Source organism: Anabaena sp. UHCC 0204, assembly GCF_009711975.1.
GTDB lineage: Bacteria > Cyanobacteriota > Cyanobacteriia > Cyanobacteriales > Nostocaceae > Dolichospermum.
Genome location: NZ_VIKW01000004.1, coordinates 54866 through 74626, shown reverse-complemented (window position 1 = coordinate 74626; position 19761 = coordinate 54866). Strand labels below are relative to the sequence as shown.

Genomic DNA, 19761 nt, shown 5'->3' with positions numbered 1-19761 from the left:
AGACATCTGCTCCAAAGTTAATGTTTCATCAGGTAAAGTTAGCCATGCTTAAATGCACGCACTTATCAAAAAGTTAGAGTTTAAACAGGCTGCAACTTTTTGGTTTTACCATTTATTGACGGAGAAAAACCTGCTTTTCGCACTAGATTCACTATCCGTATTTTCACTAGAAAATTTAGCTAGTGCAGATAACCCACCGGATTATCTTGACAAGAATTTTGGCGGCGTTTTCATCTCTGTCAATACTTACGTGGTATTTTTTACAGTTAAACACCCTTACTTTTGTAGCAATTGCATAAGCCCGCAATAAAAGCAAGTATTATTTAAGGGATAGAATCTATCAGCTAATAGAGAAGCTGACGAAAGCTATTGTTAGTGATTGATTCACAGGGTAGCTATAGGGAGAGTGGTTTGTAATCATCAACAGAGTTTGTCTGGAATACAATCTTAGAAGTTGCACTCTTATCTCTTTGGCTTTGCTCCCTGATGATCAGGGTAGTGAATCAAGCCATGCAATGCAGCGCCAGAAAATTTCTCTTGATTCTAATTCTAACGCAACTTTGGTGACATACTCCACACGCTTCCTTACAGGTGAGTGTGGATTTCTCAGGGACTCCTAATCTGGACATTAACTGAGCTTTAAAGCCCTATGTCTTAGGGTCTTTTAGAGATAATTGCTAACTTTTTCAATAGGCTGCTTTTCAGCATTTAATTGAGTTACACCTATTGGTCAAAATTATATCAAATATTTTGAGAAAAACCAAGAAAGTGTTTATTCCTTATTTACTCACATTGCTGATTTGCCATTGCTAAATTGCGATCGCTCGTCAATTCGTCACTCACTCCCATTCATCTCATCACCTCCCTTGCTGGTAGGTGAGAAGCTTCTGCTTGTTAGCTAAAAATAAATTCCCACAATTTGTTAATTTCGGGTAATTACTGGCAATTTATCCAATAACTAGGCGATTGCGGTGAATATGCAAGAGGTGAAATTCTGCATTAGTGATTATTTCTAGCATAGACAAGACTTGCTCAGGACGTAAGATCACACCGTCAGGACGACAGCTACCCAAGTAACGGAGGACTGCGGTTGAGTCTGATTCTCGATTATAGGCTGTGATTAATTCTATTTCCCATAAGCGATCGCGCAGATTTATTAATTGCTGCTTACCTGATTTGGTTGTATGTGCCGAAAGAATCTCCTCTTGATTTTGAATAGTCTCAATCCAATCTTGCCATTGTGTCGGTTGTACCTCGCTTTGAGATGTAGACACTGTTAGTAAATACTCGGCTGCTTCCAGAGACTGGTTAGCAGAGGGAGATTTGATATCTATTTCTACCACATTATATACAGGTATGTCAGTAGGTAGTTGATTCACTAATTGGGCATGAAAAGTTTCGATATCAATTGCTTGAGTGAATTCAAAATCAACAATTTCTCCATTACTGGTAGCGCCTAATGCTAAAGCACTAGCTAGACAAATTCGCGGACCAGGATGAAAGCCACCTGTGAATGTAATTGGTAAACTTGCACGCCGCATAGCTCGATCAAAGAGGCGCATTAAATCCAAGTGACTCACCAAAGCCATATCCCCTTTTTTGCCAAAGCATACGCGCAGCCGTTGGGCTTTAGTGGTGTTGGGGACAAAATCACCAGCAAAGCTGGGAATGGGTGGTGGAGAAATCACGATGTTGTGACCAAAATCAGTGCCACAAACTCCGCAATGGGAACAACCTTCAAAAGAGCAGTCAGGGACAGTTGCGGCTGCTAGAGCGCGTTGGAGGTCTTCTTGCAACCACTTTTTATCAATGCCAGTATCAATATGATCCCAAGGTAAGGGAATATCTAGAGGTGATGAGGTTTCTTGTTCCTTGTTGCTGACAGCAAACAGATTCCACTCGCCATTTTCAACTTGACGGTATTTCCAGTCTAGACCGGCTTGAGCGATCGCTTCGCCCCAAGCTGTAAATGCTTTATCTACATTGTCATACCAAGAATCCATCCCTGCACCCAGTTCCCAAGCCCGCTGTAACACTTTCCCCAAAGTGCGATCGCCTCTACCAATAAAGTCTTCCATGGCGGAGATGCGAAAATCCGTGAAATTTACTTTCACATTTCGCATTCCGCGAAACTCTTGTCGCAATAGGTTCTGCTTTCTGGCAAACTCTGTTGTTGAGACTGAATGCCATTGAAAAGGAGTATGGGGTTTGGGAGTAAAGTTAGAAATAGTCAAATTAAAATTCAGGGCTTTTCTGCCTTTTTCCCAACATTCTTGTTGTAACCACCTCACAGTTTCCACAATCCCGATCACATCGGTATCTGTTTCACCGGGTAAACCAATCATAAAATACAGCTTGATTTTATGCCAACCTTGTGACCAAGCGGTTTTTATCCCCCGCAACAATTCTTCATTAGTCAAGCCCTTATTGACAATATCCCGCATTCTTTGAGTACCTGCTTCTGGGGCAAAGGTTAATCCCCCTTGGCGTGTTCCTCCCAGGATATTAGCAATATTTTCATCAAATCTATCTACTCTTTGACTTGGTAAAGTGAGGGAAATATTGTCATTTTTTAAGCGATTTTTAATTTCCATCCCCACCGCTGGTAGGGCTAAATAATCTGAACAACTCAAAGACAATAGGGAAAACTCATTGTAACCAGTTTCCCGCATTCCTTTTTCTATGGCTGTTACCACTTTTTCCGGTTCTACATCCTGTGCCGGTCTAGTCAGCATTCCTGGTTGACAGAACCGACAACCACGGGTGCAACCCCGACGAATTTCAATGGTTAAGCGATCGTGGACTGTTTCTACATAAGGGACTAAGCCAATGGAATAGGCAGGAATTGGTGTGGCTACCCGTCTGAGAACTCTTTTGGGTACATCTGGACGCAGGGGATAAACAGCTCCACTTGCACCCATTTCATAAAACTGCGGCACATATACACCGGGAACTTGTGCCAAGTCTAATAACAGTTCTTGACGATTTAAGCCGGATTTTTTCCCTTCTTCTAAAACCAAGCCAATTTCGGGAAGTAGTTCTTCACCATCTCCCAAAACTATGAAGTCGAAGAAATCTGTATAGGGTTCGGGGTTAGATGTTGCTGTTTGTCCACCAGCAAAAATTAGCGGGTAATTTCCCTGTAAACGTTCTTCTCTAGTGACGGGGATTCCTGCTAAATCCAACATTTCTAAAATGTTGGTTGCGCCTAATTCGTAACTGAGACTAAAGCCTAAAATATCAAAGTCCGTCAACCACCGTTTAGATTCCACCGCAAACAGAGGTGTCTGCGTAGTCCGAAGTTTAGCTGCTAAATCTGCTCCTGGTAAGTACGCGCGATCGCATAACTGGCGAGGCTGGGCATTCAAAACGTTGTATAATATGATATGCCCTAAATTTGATGCCCCAACTTCATATACTTCTGGATATGTCAAAACCCAACGGATTGTTGCCGTATCCCAAGGCTTATGGACTGCTAAACGCTCATTACCCAAGTAACGGGCAGGTTTTAAAATATCCGATGTTATTAATTGTTCAACTAAAACAGCCACTTTGCTATCTTCTAGCTACCCTAAATTACAGCCAATTACCCCAAGACTAGCATTAATTATAGATTTTGATCACAGTAATCGTGACAACTTAGAACTTTGTGACATAAATTAACCGTTATTTCTGTATAAATTCAAATCAGGTTCACATATATTCAAATTCAGAGGCTTTTACAGCCTTTAAGTATCTTTGAGGACGAATTACAATAATTTCAGAAGCAGTCAGAGTTGTTACCATATTTACATCCTGATGAAAATTATTGACCGTGTAAATTTGTGCTTTTATTGAACATAAACCCTTTTTTCGCAATTGGCTACAAGTTTTAGCTTTCTTTGCTGAATCTTTATAGCTTTACTACCTTTGTTTAAAGATTATCATAAGTCAATGGTAAACTGTATTTATATATACATTTTTTTTCTGGAAGTTAAAAAACAATCTACATATACATCCTCAATGCAGATTAATCATCTATAGCTGTAGCAGCTACCCTTGCTAAAGCTATAAACAAAGGTGGTTTAAGCAAAATTTCTCTGTCAATGTCAGCTTGGTTTTTTTACCCATACCGTTGACAAAAAACAGCGTTATTGAATGACTAATCCTGTTTAGTCAATAGTGATCTAAATCACTAAATTTGAGAGGTATAGATCACATTTTATACCAAGCATTATCTTAGATAATGAAGTGAATAGTAACTACAAATTGGTTTATTTCTTATGAGAACTCCATACGTTATTCGTCAGTTGGTTGAAAAAGCCCTGCATATCAAGAAATTAACCCCAGAAATAGAAAATGAAATTAACTCAGAACTCACAAAACTGGGACATATCTCTGACGTTGACTATGAAGCCTTAGAATTATTAATGGCAGAGATGGATGCTGGTAGGGTGCAGTTAGTTCCTACTTGGGGGTAATTCCAGTACATGAGGGTAGAATTAAAATGAATGCAGCGTCAGCTTTTGGGAAAATTTACCATAAGTGTTTATTTCTGCAAGTCTCTATTACCAATCATATTTAGTAAATTTGAGCAAGACTCAAACAATTGATTTTTTCAATCAACAGTATCACTTTTCATCAATCAATCCCACTGACTAACACTATATTGTTACTGCTATTACCTATGCAGTTAAATCTATTTACAGCAGATTACAGATCAATAAAGCTTCGTCGTGAGCGTCAGTTGATAGCTTGCGTGGCGTAGCCATATGGTACAGAATCTTAATTGAAACCTATACACAAAGCCAGTTTTACTCCTGACTCCTGCTGTATATTGTTTGTTCTTGTTGGTATGCTTGCCAAAGTTGATGAATAAATAAATTAAATTGTTGTTTAGCAACTAAATCAGATTCAAATTGCTGTTCTTTAGGAAAAATTTGCCCTAAAAAAGCAATCACTTCTGTATCTAAAGCAGGTCTAAACAAGTCCAACGGCCATAATAAATCAGATACATTTCGTAAATCAATCACAAGTGGTAATTCCTGGGTAGAGTCTACAAGCAGCAAAGGACGCACCCAGCACAATTGACGGGAAACCACTATTTCAATAACTTCTGCATAAAGATTTTGATCCTGATAATCCAACGACACAATTTGTCTTGGTTGAAATTTTGGAGTAATATCCATAACCCTGTAAAGCAATTGTTGTGTTGTAACGCCTTAATTTTACTAACTTTAGAGAGATATCAGCAACGGCTGGTTTGTGTTATGATGTTTTAGTGAAAAATCTGTAAGCAATGCCAAAAGTATTTTCAGGTGAAAATACAGCGGACATCAATCTCAAGATTGAGTCAGCTATGCAGAACTAAATAACTGTTTGGCGATCGCTTGCTAAACAGAAACTGTATTGTAGTAAATCAACGGTAAAAGAGCTAAGAATCGTGTCAGTCGAAACCATTGAGAAGCGTTCTACATCCCGCAAGCTTGCACCTCGATATCGCGTCTTGCTCCATAATGATGATCATAATCCGATGGAGTACGTAGTACAAGTGTTAATGACTACTGTCAATAGCATCACTCAACCTCAAGCTGTTAGTATCATGATGGAAGCTCACCATAATGGATTAGCTTTAGTAATTACCTGCGCTCAAGAACACGCCGAATTTTATTGTGAAACACTCAAAAATCACGGTTTAAGTAGCACCATTGAACCCGATGAATAGTCCTGAGTCATTAGTCAATAGAGTATAGTTTTGACTAATGACAACTGACTAACTATGAAAATTAATCTCACTCAACTTACTCAATATCCTGTCCCTGTGAGGCTGGGTTGTTTCATTTTAGCTTTAACATTGTTATGGCTACCACTAGCAGCACCAATTTATTGGCTAGTTCAAGATACTAATTTAGAAAGTATCTTGACAATGGTCATATTATATGTAGAGTTTATTTTTCTTCTGAATATCTGGGGGAAAAAAGTCTATCAGCAACCAGGAATATTTAACTATTATGGCTTGGAATTCACACGCCTTAACGGTGTGGATATGTTGAAAGGGCTGGCTATTGGACTAATTAGTGTTTTAGTTTTATTTAGTTTAGAAGGGTTGTTTGGTTGGTTAGTATGGCAACAACCTCAAGTATTGTTAGTGAAAATAGTTTTAGAAGGTTTATTAGTTAGTTTGGGTGTGGGGTTTGCAGAAGAATTATTATTTCGAGGTTGGTTATTAGATGAGTTACAGCGAGATTATAAATTAAATATCGCTCTCTGGATCAATGCAATTTTATTTGCTTTAGCCCATTTTATTAAACCTTTAGAAGCCCTTATTCATACCTTACCCCAGTTTCCGGCTTTAGTGTTGTTAGGGTTAACGCAGGTATGGGGAAAACGCTGGAGACGGGGACGTTTGGGCTTACCTATTGGTTTACATAGTGGGTTAGTTTGGGGTTATTATATTATTAATGTTGGAGAGCTAACGAAATATTCAGGACAAGTTCCTGATTGGGTGACTGGTGTTAATAATAATCCTTTGCAGGGAGTCATGGGTGTATTTTTTATGGGTATTTTGGCTTGGTGGATAGGTAATAAGCAATTAAACATTAAAAAATATGAAAGTGAAGCAATGCAATAAAGGAGTTAAAAACTAAAACTCGTTTCTGAACATGACAAAGAATAGTTTAAGGTAAATACTTTTGGACTACAGCCCAACCGCTGAGAGATACCCAACTAAAGCCTAATAATAAGAGAATATTACAACCAAGATGTAAAGGTCTAGCCCAAGGCTTTCTATTACTAATTTGGGTGGCGCTAAAGGCGGATACTAAGACTAATATTACTACTATTAACCCAGCCCCTAGATGTGGCGAATGACCTAATGAACCAAAGTGTCCTAAAGTACCAACAATACCAACCGCTAGGAGTAGCAAGACTAGACTAACCATAGTGATACCGATTATATAATGGAGCGATAGCGCAGCGCTCCGTAGGAATCGCACTTCACCACGATTCCACGGCAATATCACCCCTAAAGGTGCTTCTGAGGTAGTTCTGACCCTTAACATCCAAATACCAGTTATTGCTAAAAACAAGTATGCTAGTAAAGATAAACCCATTGACCAGGCAGCTATTTTCCATAACCATAAAAAGGAAGGTAGGTGCATAAAAAATTTCAGTCCAGGAAAGTTACTTATTGAGCTTAACAGGATTTGGGAAAAAGCTCAAAATGCAACTTTGGATTGGTGCAAAAATTAGGGTTAATTCAGAATTTCAACAGAGTTAAACTTTTTGAATGCGGTTAAGTATAGCTGTAATTACGGTTTGAGGGTCTTCTCTTTGCATAAAATGGCCAACTTTTGGTATGACAAATCTCTGGTAATCTTTTGTAAAAAACTGTTCTTTATTAGCACTAGTTTCTGGCAAAGTTGCACCGTCACATTCTCCATGTAATACTGTAGTTGGTACATTAATTTTAGGTGCATTCATAAGTTGATTATGAATAGAATCATAGTCAGGATCATTAGCAGAGTTACCCCAACGATTGCGATATGAATCAATGGTAATATCTATCCAATCTTGGTTATCAAATGATTGGGCAGTAGTTTCAAATTCCGTTTCATGAAAATGCCATCCAGGACACCATAATTGCCATAATTGGCGAGTAAATCCCTTTCTATCGGCTGCTAGTGTTTCCCGTCCGCGTTCTGTGGCAAAAAACCACTGATACCAATATTGTTGCACCTGAGTAAAGGATAGTTTCTGGTTGGGGTTATTAGTTCCATAACCTACTGATAATGCAGTGAGACTATTGACTAAATCAGGACGTAAAGCCGATGTATTGTAGGCAATCCGCGCTCCCCAATCGTGACCTACTAAATGTACAGATCCAATATTTAAGGCTGTAATGAATTCAACTAGGTCTTGTCCTAAAGCCGCTAATTGTCCACTCCGCAGAGTCTGAGCATTGAGGAAATGTGTCAATCCACAACCTCTAAGAAATGGTGTGATACAGCGATAATTTTTATTTACTAATGGGGGAATAATTGTCTTCCAAGTAAGTGCATCATCAGGCCAGCCGTGAATAAGAATTATGGTTTCTGCATCATTTAAACCATAACTGTGATAGGCGATATTCAGACGGGAGGTTTTAATATATTGAATCATGATTTGAATTAATTACAACATAATTGAGTAGTTTATGATCTGAAAAAATTCTGTTTAATCCGTGTCCATTAATAAAAAAGGCTGCTGAATTCAGCAACCCTCATGTTAAGCAACATTTATTTTTTTAATCAATAGATGCCAATTCAACAGTTGGTAAAGGTTTTGTAGTATCTACAATTTTTGTATTAATTTCCGACTCCATCGGATGACTATTAGTAGGATTTATTCCTGCGGATGTATCGTCTTGTATTTCATCACTGCTAGGTTCATGGATGATGAGGCGATCGCATGGAATCGTATCTGAGATAATAGCACTTGCCATCATCCCGGTGTGAATTTCCATTTGCGCTTCTTTAGGAACTTCAAATACTAGCCTTTGTCCAGGAAAAACAACCCTTTCAAAGTACCAGTTGGGAATATTGGAGATGCGAGCCACCTGGATCTTACTCGTGGCATTGACGTAGCAGCAGAGAATCTTCCCCGAATGCTCCGGTGGTAGAGGATCTAATATCTGAGCCATAACTGCTGGTGAGCTATTTGCGCCACAATTTTACATTACATAAGTAAAGCTAACACCGGATGATCCCCATTTGCTGTAACCCCGACTACCAACTGCAATTTTCTGCATTATTTATATCTAAAGATATATCTAGTTTCTAAAAATTTTGTAAATAAATCTATATTTAGTTAAAAAACAAATTACAAATGAAATTCTGCCCTTTTGGTGCAGACAAAATTGCTGTAAGTTCTTTCTAGATAAGCATTTTTACTCATCTGTCTCATAATCTTGAAGATTTTGTCCTGTTTGCACACAGCTAACGCTTTATTGGCAAAAGTCTCGATATATCAGCTTTTTAGAGTTCTGTCCGTCGCTATTATTTGTAAAATTGACCTGATTTTTATTCTTTCTAGCAAATTAAGTTATCTGTTGTATCTATCTATAGAAATCACCAGAGAAAATCGTCGCTTAATTCATAAACTCGATGTTATGGTAAATGTATATGAAAATTTTGTTCATAAACCGTCATCTATATATAACCAAGCAAATTTTATGCACAGCAGTTTTTACTTGCACTACAGTTGCTAACAGCAAACTTTGCTTACCATAAAACAACTTAAATGTCAATAAAAATGCTGGTAAATTCAGAAACAACTTCACCGACTAGAAAACTAAATATGCTTCTAGTCTTTACCTAAACAACAGCAAGATACAGTTAAACCACCTATGAACAAAACTAAAATTCTCTATGTTCGCCTTCCCTGTAACCCTATCTTCCCCATTGGGGTTGTCTATCTTTCCGATCACATCCACAAACAATTTCCCAATGTAGAACAGCGGATTTTTGACTTAGGGACAGTCCCGCCTCTAGATTACGCTTCTGCCCTCGACAGATGTGTTGACGAGTTTCAACCAACGCTATTAGTCTTTTCTTGGCGAGATATTCAAATTTATGCCCCTGTAGGTGGACGGGGCGGCAACCCTCTCCAAAACGCTTTTGAATTTTACTATGCCAAAAATCCCCTGATTAAATTGCGTGGTGCTTTTGGCGGCTTACGAATTTTTATTGCTTATTATGTGGAGTTATGGCGGAATCTGGGATTAGTCAAACGGGGGTTAAAACGCGCCCAAAAATATCAATCTCAAGCCCGTGTTGTCTTAGGTGGTGGTGCAGTTAGCGTATTTTATGAACAGTTGGGTAAAAGCTTACCGCCAGGAACAATTATTTCCGTAGGTGAAGGCGAAACCTTACTCACAAAACTGCTCAATAGTGAAGATATTAGCAGTGAACGCTGCTATGTCGTAGGCGAAAATAAACCACGCCCACGCTTGATTCACGAACAACCTACACCCCTAGAAAAAACGGTGTGTAACTATGACTACATCGAAACAATTTGGCCGGAATTTAATTATTACCTCCAAGAGCAGGATTTTTACATTGGTGTGCAAACCAAACGCGGTTGTCCCCATAATTGCTGCTATTGTGTCTATACTGTAGTCGAAGGTAAACAAGTACGAATTAACCCTAGTGACGAAGTTGTTGCCGAAATCCGAGAATTATACAATCGGGGCATTCGTAACTTTTGGTTTACTGATGCTCAATTTATCCCTGCCCGCAAATTCATTGATGATGCTGTGGAACTTCTCCAGAAAATTGTTGATTCTGGGATGACAGATATCCATTGGGCAGCATATATTAGAGCCGACAACTTAACACCGCAATTGTGTGAGTTGATGGTAAAAACGGGGATGAATTATTTTGAAATTGGCATCACAAGCGGTTCTCAAGAACTTGTTCGCAAAATGCGAATGGGTTATAACTTGCGAACTGTTTTACAAAATTGTCGGGATTTAAAAGCAGCCGGTTTCAATGATGTAGTTTCTGTTAACTACTCCTTTAATGTGATTGATGAACGTTACGAAACTATTCGCCAAACTATCGCTTATCATCGGGAACTAGAACGGATTTTTGGGGCTGATAAAGTTGAACCTGCTATTTTCTTTATTGGACTACAACCCCATACTCACTTAGAAGAATACGCTTTTAAAGAGGGTATTCTGAAACCAGGATATGATCCTATGAGCTTAATGCCTTGGACTGCTAAAAAACTTTTATGGAATCCTGAACCTCTTGGTTCTTTCTTTGGTGAAGTTTGCTTGCAAGCATGGCGACAAAATCCCAATGACTTCGGACGGGAAGTGATGAATATCTTAGAAACCAAACTAGGTTGCGCTGATTTGGAAGATGCACTTTCTGCACCAATAGAAGATAAACCAGAGAAACAGTTGGCTGGCGTATCCTAGAAAACATAAGCTCAGGCGATTAGAAATCACGGCTACACAAACAAAGTCCACCTGCGTGGACTAATTAAAATTTAAGGGTTTTGCCTTTGTAGACGTGGTTTCCAACCGCCGTATATCTAAAAATCCCCAATTAATTCCATGTTACAAGGTTCAATTCTCCAACAGCTAGAAACTTCTCACCGCCATAGTTCTAGACCAATTCATTTTGGTGTGTACTATAAAAATACCTTAGTTGCTCTGTGTCATGCCTTAGAAGACCATATTTTAACTAAGGATAATGGTCCTTTGGTAATTACGGCTTTTCAACAGGGTAAATGGTATCTGCAAGAGGCATCTAGATATGCAGATATCGCTCAACACAGCCGAGAAATTGTGATTATGGCGGCTGCTGATGCTGGTTTTGCCGAGCATCCGACTAGCCAATTAGCTAATATTGATTTAGTCGGGTTGGCTACAGATGATCCTGTGGCGCAGGAGTGGCATTTGATTATTTTAGCTCCTGACTACACAGCAATGGTAATTTGTCAAGAGCTATCTGAGGCTGATTATGGGAGTGGTGGATTGCCAACTTCCGATTTAGAGCGTAAATTCTACGGTTTATGGACATTTGAACCAGAGTTAGTGCAAGAAACCGCAGAGTTAGCGATCGCTCATATCCAAGGCTATGATCCTGAACTAGCACTTCAACTTAGTCAACAAAAACAGGCAATTCAGCCAGCTATATCCTCACCAGAAGATGTGGCTACAGTCGTGGCTCGTGTTGTGGATTACCTCAAAACCGGACAAAATAACTTATCTATTCCCGCAGCCGCGCATCATAAATCCTTAGATCGTAACTTGGTATCTAATGAAATCCAAGCATTTTTGCGAATGGCGCAATTAATTGATCTAGCAGATATCAATAATCCTATGGCCGCTACAGAAGTAGCATCCATAGCGGAAACAATGGGGCAATTATTGGATTTACCCGCATGGCAAATTAAAAGATTACGTCTTGCGGCTCTGTTGCATCGCATAGATCCATTACAAAAAGCCGAAAGCCTGATTATTCCTACTAATTCTACAACTGGTTATCAAGAAGAGGCGCTCAGTTGTCCCCTGGCTTGTCCTCTAGTCCCTGGGGCGCAAGTATTACGAACAATGCCACGACTACGGGCAGTAGCTCAAATTATTACCCACCAAAGCGAATGGTGGAATGGCACAGGCCAACCAGCCGGTTTAGCTGGCGATGATATTCCCTTAGAATCACGAATTTTGTCATTAGTGGCAGAGTTTCAGCTACTTATCAATCAGCATAAATACTCAAGTAAGGGTGGCATAGAGATATTTTCTCAAGCTTTAGATCAATGCCGGAAACAACAATCTACCCGCTTTGATCCTAAACTTGTAGATACTTTAACTTTATTAGTCATGGGTTTACAACAGGGACTTGATTTACCCTTAATGACAACCAAAGTTAGCAGCGGCTTGTGGTTACTTGATTCTCGATGGGATAGCCACAGCAAAAGCAATGAAAAAATTGAGATTTACCCCACATGAATATAGAAGCCATTCGATTAGGAAAAAACAAACAACTTCCTGGCGCAAATTTAGAGGATGAAGATTTATCTTCCGTAGATTTAAGTAGGATCAATCTCGCAGGGGCGACTTTAGTGGGAACTAACTTCGCTGGTTCTAAACTAGAAGGTGGTCATTTTCAAGGTGCAAATTTAATGGGGGCGAACCTGCAACAAACTGATTTGCGGGCTAACCTTATGGGTGCAAACTTGATGCAAGCTGACTTGACAAGTGCGGACTTACGTGGTAGCAATTTGCGCGGTAGTAATTTGATGGGGGCAATTCTCAGTGATGCGTCTTTAGCCGGTGCTTTTTTAAGTGGTGCTAATTTGATGAATGTAAATTTGCAAGGTGTTGACTTACGAGGTGCAGATTTAAGAGGCGCTAATCTCACGGGAGCTAATCTTAAAGGTGCAGATTTAAGTAGTGCTGATTTAGAAGGGGCTTTGCTAAGTGAAGCGAATCTGGAAGAAGCTGATTTACGGGCGGCCAATTTAGCAGGGGCGAATTTAGCAGGAGCTAATTTGCTATGTGCTGAATTAGATGCAGCAAATTTAAGTGGTGCTAATTTAAATCAGGTATGTTTAGTGGGTACAGTTCTAGAGGGTAGTAACGCAGGGTAGAATTTAAAATTAACAATTAAAAATTTCTTCTGCCTTTTGCCTCTTCCGTTTTTCTTGTAAGCTGTCACTAATAAGCTGATAATTTTGAAATTGGAATTTTGAATTAACTTAAATGTCTGTAGTTTCTCACATTGCTGTTAAAGTTCCCGCCACGACTGCGAATTTGGGTCCTGGCTTTGATTGTATTGGTGTTGCTTTAAAACTGTATAACGAATTTAAGTTTACTACTCTTGATGACCAGGGGTTAATTATTCAAGTTTCTGGTACAGAAGCCGAAAAGGTGCAAACTGATGAGAGTAATCTTTTATATCAGGCGTTTGTTAAATTATACCAATATATAGAACAAACACCGCCATCGGTGAAAATAGAGATTAAGTTGGGTGTACCACTAGCTAGAGGTTTAGGTAGTTCGGCTACTGCGATTGTCGGGGGATTAGTTGCGGCTAATGAGTTAGCAGGTTCGCCTGTGTCTGAGTTGCAGATCATGGAATTGGCGATCGCTCTAGAAGGACATCCTGATAATGTAGTACCAGCTTTATTAGGTGGATGTCGTCTCGCGGCTACTAGTCGCACAGGTTGGGAAATTTGCGATATTCCTTGGCATCGGCATATAGTTCCAGTGTTGGCAATTCCCGATTTTGAATTATCAACCTCAGAAGCCAGACGGGTTTTACCGACAGAAGTAAGTCGTGCTGATGCAATTTTTAATACTGCTCATTTGGGTTTGTTACTGCGAGGTTTAGCAACTAATCGGGAAGAATGGTTAAAAGCAGCCTTACAAGATAAGTTACATCAACCCTATCGCCAAACTTTAATTCCCGGTTACGATGCTGTCAATGCCGCTGCTATGGCGGCTGGCGCTTATGGTATGGTAATTAGTGGCGCAGGTCCCACACTTTTAGCATTAGCTGAAGCAGATCAGGCTAAACTTATTGCCACAGAAATGGCCAACGCTTGGCAAAAACAAGGAATTACATCAATTGTGCGATCGCTCCCCCTCGATACCCAAGGGGCAAGCATATTGTAAATATTAGATTTTCTATGGGTAATTAGTAGTAAAAAACTAATTACCTATCACCAATTACCTATTCCCAATTACCCATTATATATATATGGAGAAAATTCAGTCAGAAATAGCAGAACTGAAATCTCAAATCCAAGCACTTCAACAAGAACGAGCTGCACTAACTAATAATCATGTCGAACCAGGTGAACATGATTCAGCCCTAGCAATAGTTGAAGCTTACCGTCGTCAAGCCAGAGAAAACGCTCAATTATCTGCTGAAATCAGAGGCATAGATGATGCGATATCTTTTCTGCAAAAAGAAATCCAACAAAGAAAAGGTCATCTCACTAGGTATCTACCTATGTCTATCCGCATCTCTCAACAAGAAGAACAGCTAGAAGAAGCCAAAAAAATTGCTCAAATTCATGCCGAACGAGTTAATGAACTAGCTGGAGAACTGGCCAAAGAACTCAAACTCCTAAAAACCTGTGCCGATGAACTTAGCCCCATGTATTGGCAAGTTTACTACAAACCTTTCATCACGGGCTTTAAGACCATTTCTGTTCCCTACGTCAGATCAGACTGTCAAGTGTGGACAATTGTCAACCGCATCGTTTAAGTATTTTAAATAACTTTCTAGAAAATTTAATTTATCCTTAGTCGGGTAATTATAACTAAAGACAGCGGTTTTAATCGCTGTTTTTTTGTTGACGTTGCAAAAATTTACATTTAGAATAGATTCGTTGCATAATTTAGTAAGTATTTATTACTAATAATGCCCCAAATCGAAAATCTCCATCAAAAATTGTTTACAAACGTAACGATTCCTTAATATAATGTAAACAAAAGTGAAACCAAAAAAATATTGTTAACAGTGATGAATGCGATAGAAATTCCTTGGTTGTCAGCCATAATTGCCCTGCCCTTAGTGGCCACCCTAGCAATTCCCCTCATTCCCGATAAAGAGGGTAAAACCATCCGTTGGTACGGTTTAGGGGTTGCATTATTAGACTTTGCATTAATGATTTTTGCCTTTTGGCAAAGTTACGACTTCCAAAGTTCAGCCCTGCAAATGACAGAAAGCTATGCTTGGATACCCCAAATTGGCTTTAACTGGTCTTTGGCAGTTGATGGTTTATCAATGCCCTTGGTAATATTAACAGGCTTAATTAACACACTCGCAGTATTCGCGGCTTGGAAAGTAACCAACAAGCCGCGTTTATTTTATGCCTTAATGTTGGTGATGTACAGCGCCCAATTAGGCGTATTCCTCGCCCAAGACTTATTAATGTTCTTCTTAATGTGGGAAATTGAGTTAGTACCCGTTTACTTACTAATTTCTATCTGGGGTGGTGCAAACCGCCGCTATGCAGCTACTAAATTTATTATCTATACCGCCGCAGCATCTATATTTATTCTGGTAGCTGGTTTTTCAATGGCCTTTTATGGTGATAACTTCACCTTCAATATGACCGAATTGGGAATGAAAGAATATCCCAAAGCCTTAGAACTAGCCTTATATGCAGGTTTCTTAATAGCTTACGGTGTAAAACTACCAATTTTCCCTTTCCATACATGGTTGCCTGATGCTCATGGTGAAGCATCTGCTCCCGGTTCGATGATTTTGGCAGGTGTATTGTTAAAAATGGGTGGTTATGCCCTAATTCGCTTTAACGTAGAAATGTTAAGCGATGCCCATGTTACCTTTGCCCCAGTCTTAGCCATTTTTGGTGTAGTTAATATCGTTTACGGTGCTTGTTGCGCCTTTGCTCAAACCAACCTCAAACGCCGCTTGGCTTACTCTTCAATTGCCCACATGGGATTTGTATTAATTGGCATTGCATCTTATACAGAAATCGGTATCAGCGGTGCTGTGTTACAGATGGTTTCTCACGGTTTAATTGCTGCTAGTTTATTCTTCCTCTCTGGTGTCACTTACGAACGTACCCACACCTTGATGATGGATAAAATGGGTGGTATGGCTCAGGTAATGCCCAGAACTTTTGCGCTCTTTACTATCGCTTCCATGGCTTCTCTGGCTTTACCCGGTATGAGTGGCTTCGCAGGTGAATTGATGATATTCTTGGGTCTTGCTACCAGCGATGTTTACAGTTCTAGCTTCAAAATTATCGTTATTTTCCTATCAGCAGTTGGCGTAATTTTGACCCCCATTTATTTACTTTCCATGTTGCGTCAAGTGTTCTACGGCAACAAAAACGAAGATTTACATTTAGATACTGTAGTCTTTGATATTAAGCCTCGTGAATTGTTTATCACAGCCTGCTTGTTAATTCCCATCATCGGTATTGGTTTCTATCCTAAGATGATCACACAAGCTTATGATGTAAAAACAGTAGACATTGCGGCTCATGCTCGTCAAGTTTTACCAGTTGTCGCTCGTCAACAACCTACAAATTTGTATTCACAAATTTTCACCACACCAACATTAGCTAGTTCCGAAATAGTTAATATAGTTGAGTAATTATCAAGCCCAAAAAGGCGCTTTGGGAAATTTTCACTCTAAGATCCCCGACTTGTTGAATAAGTCGGGGATCTTTTTTAGGAATTACTTAAATAAGTCTTGATTCCATGCAATAGTAAACCTAATCCCCATCCCAATAGAGGGAATATTGCCCAGAAATATGAAGGGCTTACTACTAGATTTAACAATACTAAAAAACTATTTACTGCAATAAAAACAAATAAATGTGATTTAAATTCCTTCCGTTTTTGATTATTTGACATTTGTCCTTGTTTAACTTCTACTACTCTTTTTAACCATGCGTGTTCCGCTGCTTGTAGCGATTCTGAAGAAACACCTAATTCTAATGCAATTTCTCTAATTTGCTCCCTGGTATATTCTCCATCTTGCTGACGTTTAAAAGCTACTTCAAGAATTTGTTGCATTTCCTCTGAATTGTAAGTCATATAAATACCTAAAATGGTAAAAAATCCTTATGAGTGTTATTTTTGAAATGGTAGCTACACAAGCATTAAAAATATATTTGCCTACAAACTGTTTAGAAACACATTTTATCTCTGAAAAATAATTGATATCGTAATTAACAGTACAAATATAGATAAAATTAAAATTCAAAAATAAATCATTCCTCAGATAGTGTTTTCTCATCTATTTCTGAGAAAAAATGAAGTATGATTTTAATGACAGTAAACAATAAAAATACTTAAGTAAATTCGGTGTTTTTATAATTTATTCTCTACTTTTAGCAAGTATAAAATATTCACAAATTAAAAATATTATCAGAAGTAAATGTATTTATTGAACTTATTCATCCAAGAGTTGCCAAAACCAGAAATTTCTCCCAACATAATTCCAGAAAATCCATCATTAGGTACAGATTCACTAATTGCTCATGGGTTAGAAAAAGAGCAGTACATTGGCATGATTATCCTCGTCATAGCTGTGATTAGTGCTGTGGGATTTTTTAGCCGTAGAGTTGAATATGCTATTTTAGTATCTCTTTTTTTGAGTGCATTTTTGATTATTTTGTTATTATTTTTATAACCAAAACTAAATTTTAATCTTTAAAAAATTATCTCAAACAGATTGGATAAATTGGCAATTATAGATAATTTGCTTATTTCCATCCTAGACGTTTAGCAATATCGGTAACATTAATCACAGATGCCACTAATTTATAACAAAATTCTTCCTCACTTTGAAATGAAGGTTGGAAAGGTTCACTTAAACTAATTGTTAACCTAAATTTATCAGGTTCAAAATTTTCTAAGTTGAGTTTTTCTATTACCTCTTCACAGGAATATTTTCCCTCTTCTAAATAATTAAGTTTATTTATCCACATTGAATCTGTAATGGGTAAGTCATAAAAATGATCACACAAATAAAAAAGACATCTAAAGGTTTTTTTATTGGAAGAATTGTATTTAACTTCCCATTTTAATTTTTCTGGTTTTATCATTGTTAATGAAGATTTAATTGGTGTTACTTGTAAATCTTCATAACAAATACGTTTATCAAAATTACCTAATAATTTAGGTTCAAAAGAATTATTTTCAATTTCTGGTTTAATTAACTTTCTTACTTGTTCTAAAGAAGCTTTTCCTAAAATCTGCCATTTATCACTATAATGAATTAGCCAATTTTCTGGATGATGACATTTTGGTTCATATCTAATAAAAGGAATTTTAATAACATCAAATAATTGGACTTCTCTACCATCTCTCATAGTGTAATGTTCTGGATATAAAGTACCATTTATTCTATTAGAAACTGGCCGCAACCAACCTGTACCATCAGTTTTCATACCTGCAAGACAAATTCCGCCATGCTTAGTAGATTTAGCAAGACAAATAATATCAAAAGTCTGCATTTTTTTAGTCTTATTAACACCCTATTTATCTAAGTAATAGTAAAACAAGACTAGATAATTAGTGAATAGTAATATTACTGAATTCTTGAAAAAAGTTGAAAATATAAATCTGGAAATATACTCAAAGATGATGAATTTTGATGGTTGTTTCTAGGTTATTTTGCAAATATTCTGCTACTAAGCGACGATGACAATTATGGGGTTTTAATTCACTACACAACAAACAACTTTTATCTATGATATCTATAGATAATTTCTTTTCAATCTGTCGTTGTGAAATCAGTTGATTAAATTTCTGTTCATAGCTATCCCAGGTTATTTCTTTCTTTTTATAAGCATCCAAAATATCTTTAGTGGGAGCTAAATCAAGAATATGGATATATTCAATTCCACCAATTTTCTGAAGAAAATATTGTAAATCTGACTTTTTTGCAAATCCCGCAAGTTGAGAAACATTATTTAAGCGAGTATCAATTACTCGTTTCACACCTGATTTTATTAAAATTTCAAAAAACTGTTCTGCTTTTTTTTGGGTAAAACCAATAGTAAATAAATCAACTTCTTTATTCTTCATGATCTGTGATTTCTGTATAAGCTACTTTTTCACTTTGTAATTGATATGCTTTTTCTACTAACTCGGCACGGGAAAGAGGTTTTTCTAGGGTTTGTATAGGTTGTAAATCAAATAGAGAAAGTTGTTTAACCGGACTTTGCAATTCAGTCAACAGTTTATATAAATTATTCTGTTTCAATACCCTATTTTCTAAATCCTCATTTGCTTCTAAATCTCCATTTTTATGAATATGCTTAATTTCCAAACCAGCATTTTTTAAATGTGGACAAATCAAAATAGCTCGATGACAAACAATAGGATCTTGTTCAGCACACATTAAACTAATTTGATATTTTTCTGAACCTTGAATTAGACGATTTAACCCGATTTTAAAAGCCTCCGTAGCCGCAATTAAATCATAACGAGCCATACCCTCTACATAACAGTTTCTATCACGGGGACGAGCGCCTAAATTATCTCCCAGGGGAACATAAGCAATATTTGCGGTTTTCAAGGCTGCTTTTAAAGCAGATTGGTTAAACTGAGGAAATCGGCGACTATAGGGACTAGAACGCACGTCAGCTAAAGCTGTTACTTGATGTTGGTGTAACAGTTCGATAAATGTTTCAATTGGATGATTGGAGTGTCCAATAGTGAATGTTTTCATAATTTGTTATTATGGGGAATAACACTGAATTACAATTATTTACAGGCATTTTAAGCATTAT

General features: G+C 37.9%; 19 protein-coding genes. 10 read left to right on the top strand and 9 right to left on the bottom strand.

Annotation, left to right across the window (positions count from 1 at the left end; translation table 11 throughout):
• Positions 1 to 947: 947 nt before the first annotated feature.
• On the bottom strand, positions 948 to 3551 hold the full coding sequence (locus FJR04_RS04695; RefSeq protein ID WP_168492268.1) for a TIGR03960 family B12-binding radical SAM protein: 2604 nt from the start codon (positions 3549 to 3551) through the stop codon (positions 948 to 950).
• A gap of 711 nt (positions 3552 to 4262) precedes the next feature.
• Between FJR04_RS04695 and FJR04_RS04690 the strand changes: the two genes are divergently transcribed.
• Positions 4263 to 4460, top strand: a complete 198-nt coding sequence (locus FJR04_RS04690) for a hypothetical protein (RefSeq protein ID WP_168492266.1) — start codon at positions 4263 to 4265, stop codon at positions 4458 to 4460.
• A gap of 333 nt (positions 4461 to 4793) precedes the next feature.
• Here the strand turns inward: FJR04_RS04690 and FJR04_RS04685 are convergent, their stop codons facing one another.
• Positions 4794 to 5168 (bottom strand): hypothetical protein, encoded by a 375-nt coding sequence (locus tag FJR04_RS04685; protein ID WP_174763499.1) that lies wholly within the window; start codon positions 5166 to 5168, stop codon positions 4794 to 4796.
• 254 nt (positions 5169 to 5422) lie between these two features.
• Here FJR04_RS04685 and clpS point away from each other — a divergent pair, with 254 nt between their 5' ends.
• The gene (clpS, locus tag FJR04_RS04680; protein ID WP_168492264.1) at positions 5423 to 5704 is read left to right on the top strand and encodes an ATP-dependent Clp protease adapter ClpS; all 282 of its coding nucleotides are present in this window, start codon (positions 5423 to 5425) and stop codon (positions 5702 to 5704) included.
• Between the two features lie 54 nt (positions 5705 to 5758).
• On the top strand, positions 5759 to 6610 hold the full coding sequence (locus FJR04_RS04675) for a CPBP family intramembrane glutamic endopeptidase (RefSeq protein ID WP_168492262.1): 852 nt from the start codon (positions 5759 to 5761) through the stop codon (positions 6608 to 6610).
• 46 nt (positions 6611 to 6656) lie between these two features.
• Here FJR04_RS04675 and FJR04_RS04670 read toward each other — a convergent pair whose 3' ends face one another.
• From FJR04_RS04670 to FJR04_RS04660, 3 genes are all read right to left on the bottom strand, one after another.
• Positions 6657 to 7139: a DUF4079 domain-containing protein gene (locus FJR04_RS04670; protein WP_168492261.1), complete on the bottom strand. Its 483-nt coding sequence runs from the start codon at positions 7137 to 7139 to the stop codon at positions 6657 to 6659.
• A gap of 115 nt (positions 7140 to 7254) precedes the next feature.
• Positions 7255 to 8139 carry an alpha/beta fold hydrolase gene (locus FJR04_RS04665; RefSeq protein ID WP_168492259.1) on the bottom strand — a complete coding sequence of 295 codons (885 nt, stop codon included), beginning with the start codon at positions 8137 to 8139 and terminating at the stop codon, positions 7255 to 7257.
• Between the two features lie 124 nt (positions 8140 to 8263).
• Positions 8264 to 8659, bottom strand: coding sequence for a DUF1830 domain-containing protein (locus tag FJR04_RS04660; protein ID WP_168492257.1), 396 nt, complete (start codon positions 8657 to 8659; stop codon positions 8264 to 8266).
• A 705-nt stretch (positions 8660 to 9364) separates the two neighbouring features.
• Between FJR04_RS04660 and FJR04_RS04655 the strand changes: the two genes are divergently transcribed.
• The 6 genes from FJR04_RS04655 (at position 9365) to FJR04_RS04630 (ending at position 16610) form a co-directional block, all read left to right on the top strand.
• Positions 9365 to 10942, top strand: coding sequence for a photosystem II high light acclimation radical SAM protein (locus FJR04_RS04655; protein ID WP_168492256.1), 1578 nt, complete (start codon positions 9365 to 9367; stop codon positions 10940 to 10942).
• Positions 10943 to 11080: 138 nt separating this feature from the next.
• Complete coding sequence (locus FJR04_RS04650; protein ID WP_168492254.1) at positions 11081 to 12481, top strand: DICT sensory domain-containing protein; 1401 nt, start codon at positions 11081 to 11083, stop codon at positions 12479 to 12481.
• The gene (locus tag FJR04_RS04645; protein ID WP_168492253.1) at positions 12478 to 13122 is read left to right on the top strand and encodes a pentapeptide repeat-containing protein; all 645 of its coding nucleotides are present in this window, start codon (positions 12478 to 12480) and stop codon (positions 13120 to 13122) included. Before FJR04_RS04650 ends, FJR04_RS04645 begins: the two co-directional genes overlap by 4 nt.
• Before the next feature lie 112 nt (positions 13123 to 13234).
• A complete protein-coding gene (gene thrB, locus FJR04_RS04640; RefSeq protein WP_168492251.1) occupies positions 13235 to 14149 on the top strand; it encodes a homoserine kinase in 915 nt (304 codons plus the stop codon).
• Positions 14150 to 14195: 46 nt separating this feature from the next.
• The gene (locus tag FJR04_RS04635) at positions 14196 to 14747 is read left to right on the top strand and encodes a prephenate dehydratase domain-containing protein (RefSeq protein ID WP_371717195.1); all 552 of its coding nucleotides are present in this window, start codon (positions 14196 to 14198) and stop codon (positions 14745 to 14747) included.
• Between the two features lie 258 nt (positions 14748 to 15005).
• Positions 15006 to 16610 (top strand): NAD(P)H-quinone oxidoreductase subunit 4, encoded by a 1605-nt coding sequence (locus tag FJR04_RS04630; protein WP_168492248.1) that lies wholly within the window; start codon positions 15006 to 15008, stop codon positions 16608 to 16610.
• A 77-nt stretch (positions 16611 to 16687) separates the two neighbouring features.
• Here the strand turns inward: FJR04_RS04630 and FJR04_RS04625 are convergent, their stop codons facing one another.
• Positions 16688 to 17056, bottom strand: a complete 369-nt coding sequence (locus FJR04_RS04625; protein WP_168492247.1) for a 2TM domain-containing protein — start codon at positions 17054 to 17056, stop codon at positions 16688 to 16690.
• A gap of 343 nt (positions 17057 to 17399) precedes the next feature.
• Between FJR04_RS04625 and FJR04_RS04620 the strand changes: the two genes are divergently transcribed.
• Complete coding sequence (locus FJR04_RS04620) at positions 17400 to 17654, top strand: hypothetical protein (protein ID WP_371717172.1); 255 nt, start codon at positions 17400 to 17402, stop codon at positions 17652 to 17654.
• A 73-nt stretch (positions 17655 to 17727) separates the two neighbouring features.
• On the opposite strand, the gene FJR04_RS04615 is transcribed toward FJR04_RS04620, so the two are convergent.
• From FJR04_RS04615 to FJR04_RS04605, 3 genes are all read right to left on the bottom strand, one after another.
• Entirely contained in the window at positions 17728 to 18480 is a 753-nt protein-coding gene (locus FJR04_RS04615) for a hypothetical protein (RefSeq protein ID WP_168492246.1), read from the bottom strand.
• A gap of 121 nt (positions 18481 to 18601) precedes the next feature.
• The gene (locus FJR04_RS04610; RefSeq protein ID WP_168492244.1) at positions 18602 to 19054 is read right to left on the bottom strand and encodes a DUF488 family protein; all 453 of its coding nucleotides are present in this window, start codon (positions 19052 to 19054) and stop codon (positions 18602 to 18604) included.
• Positions 19044 to 19700: a DUF488 family protein gene (locus tag FJR04_RS04605; RefSeq protein ID WP_168492243.1), complete on the bottom strand. Its 657-nt coding sequence runs from the start codon at positions 19698 to 19700 to the stop codon at positions 19044 to 19046. Before FJR04_RS04605 ends, FJR04_RS04610 begins: the two co-directional genes overlap by 11 nt.
• Positions 19701 to 19761: the final 61 nt, after the last annotated feature.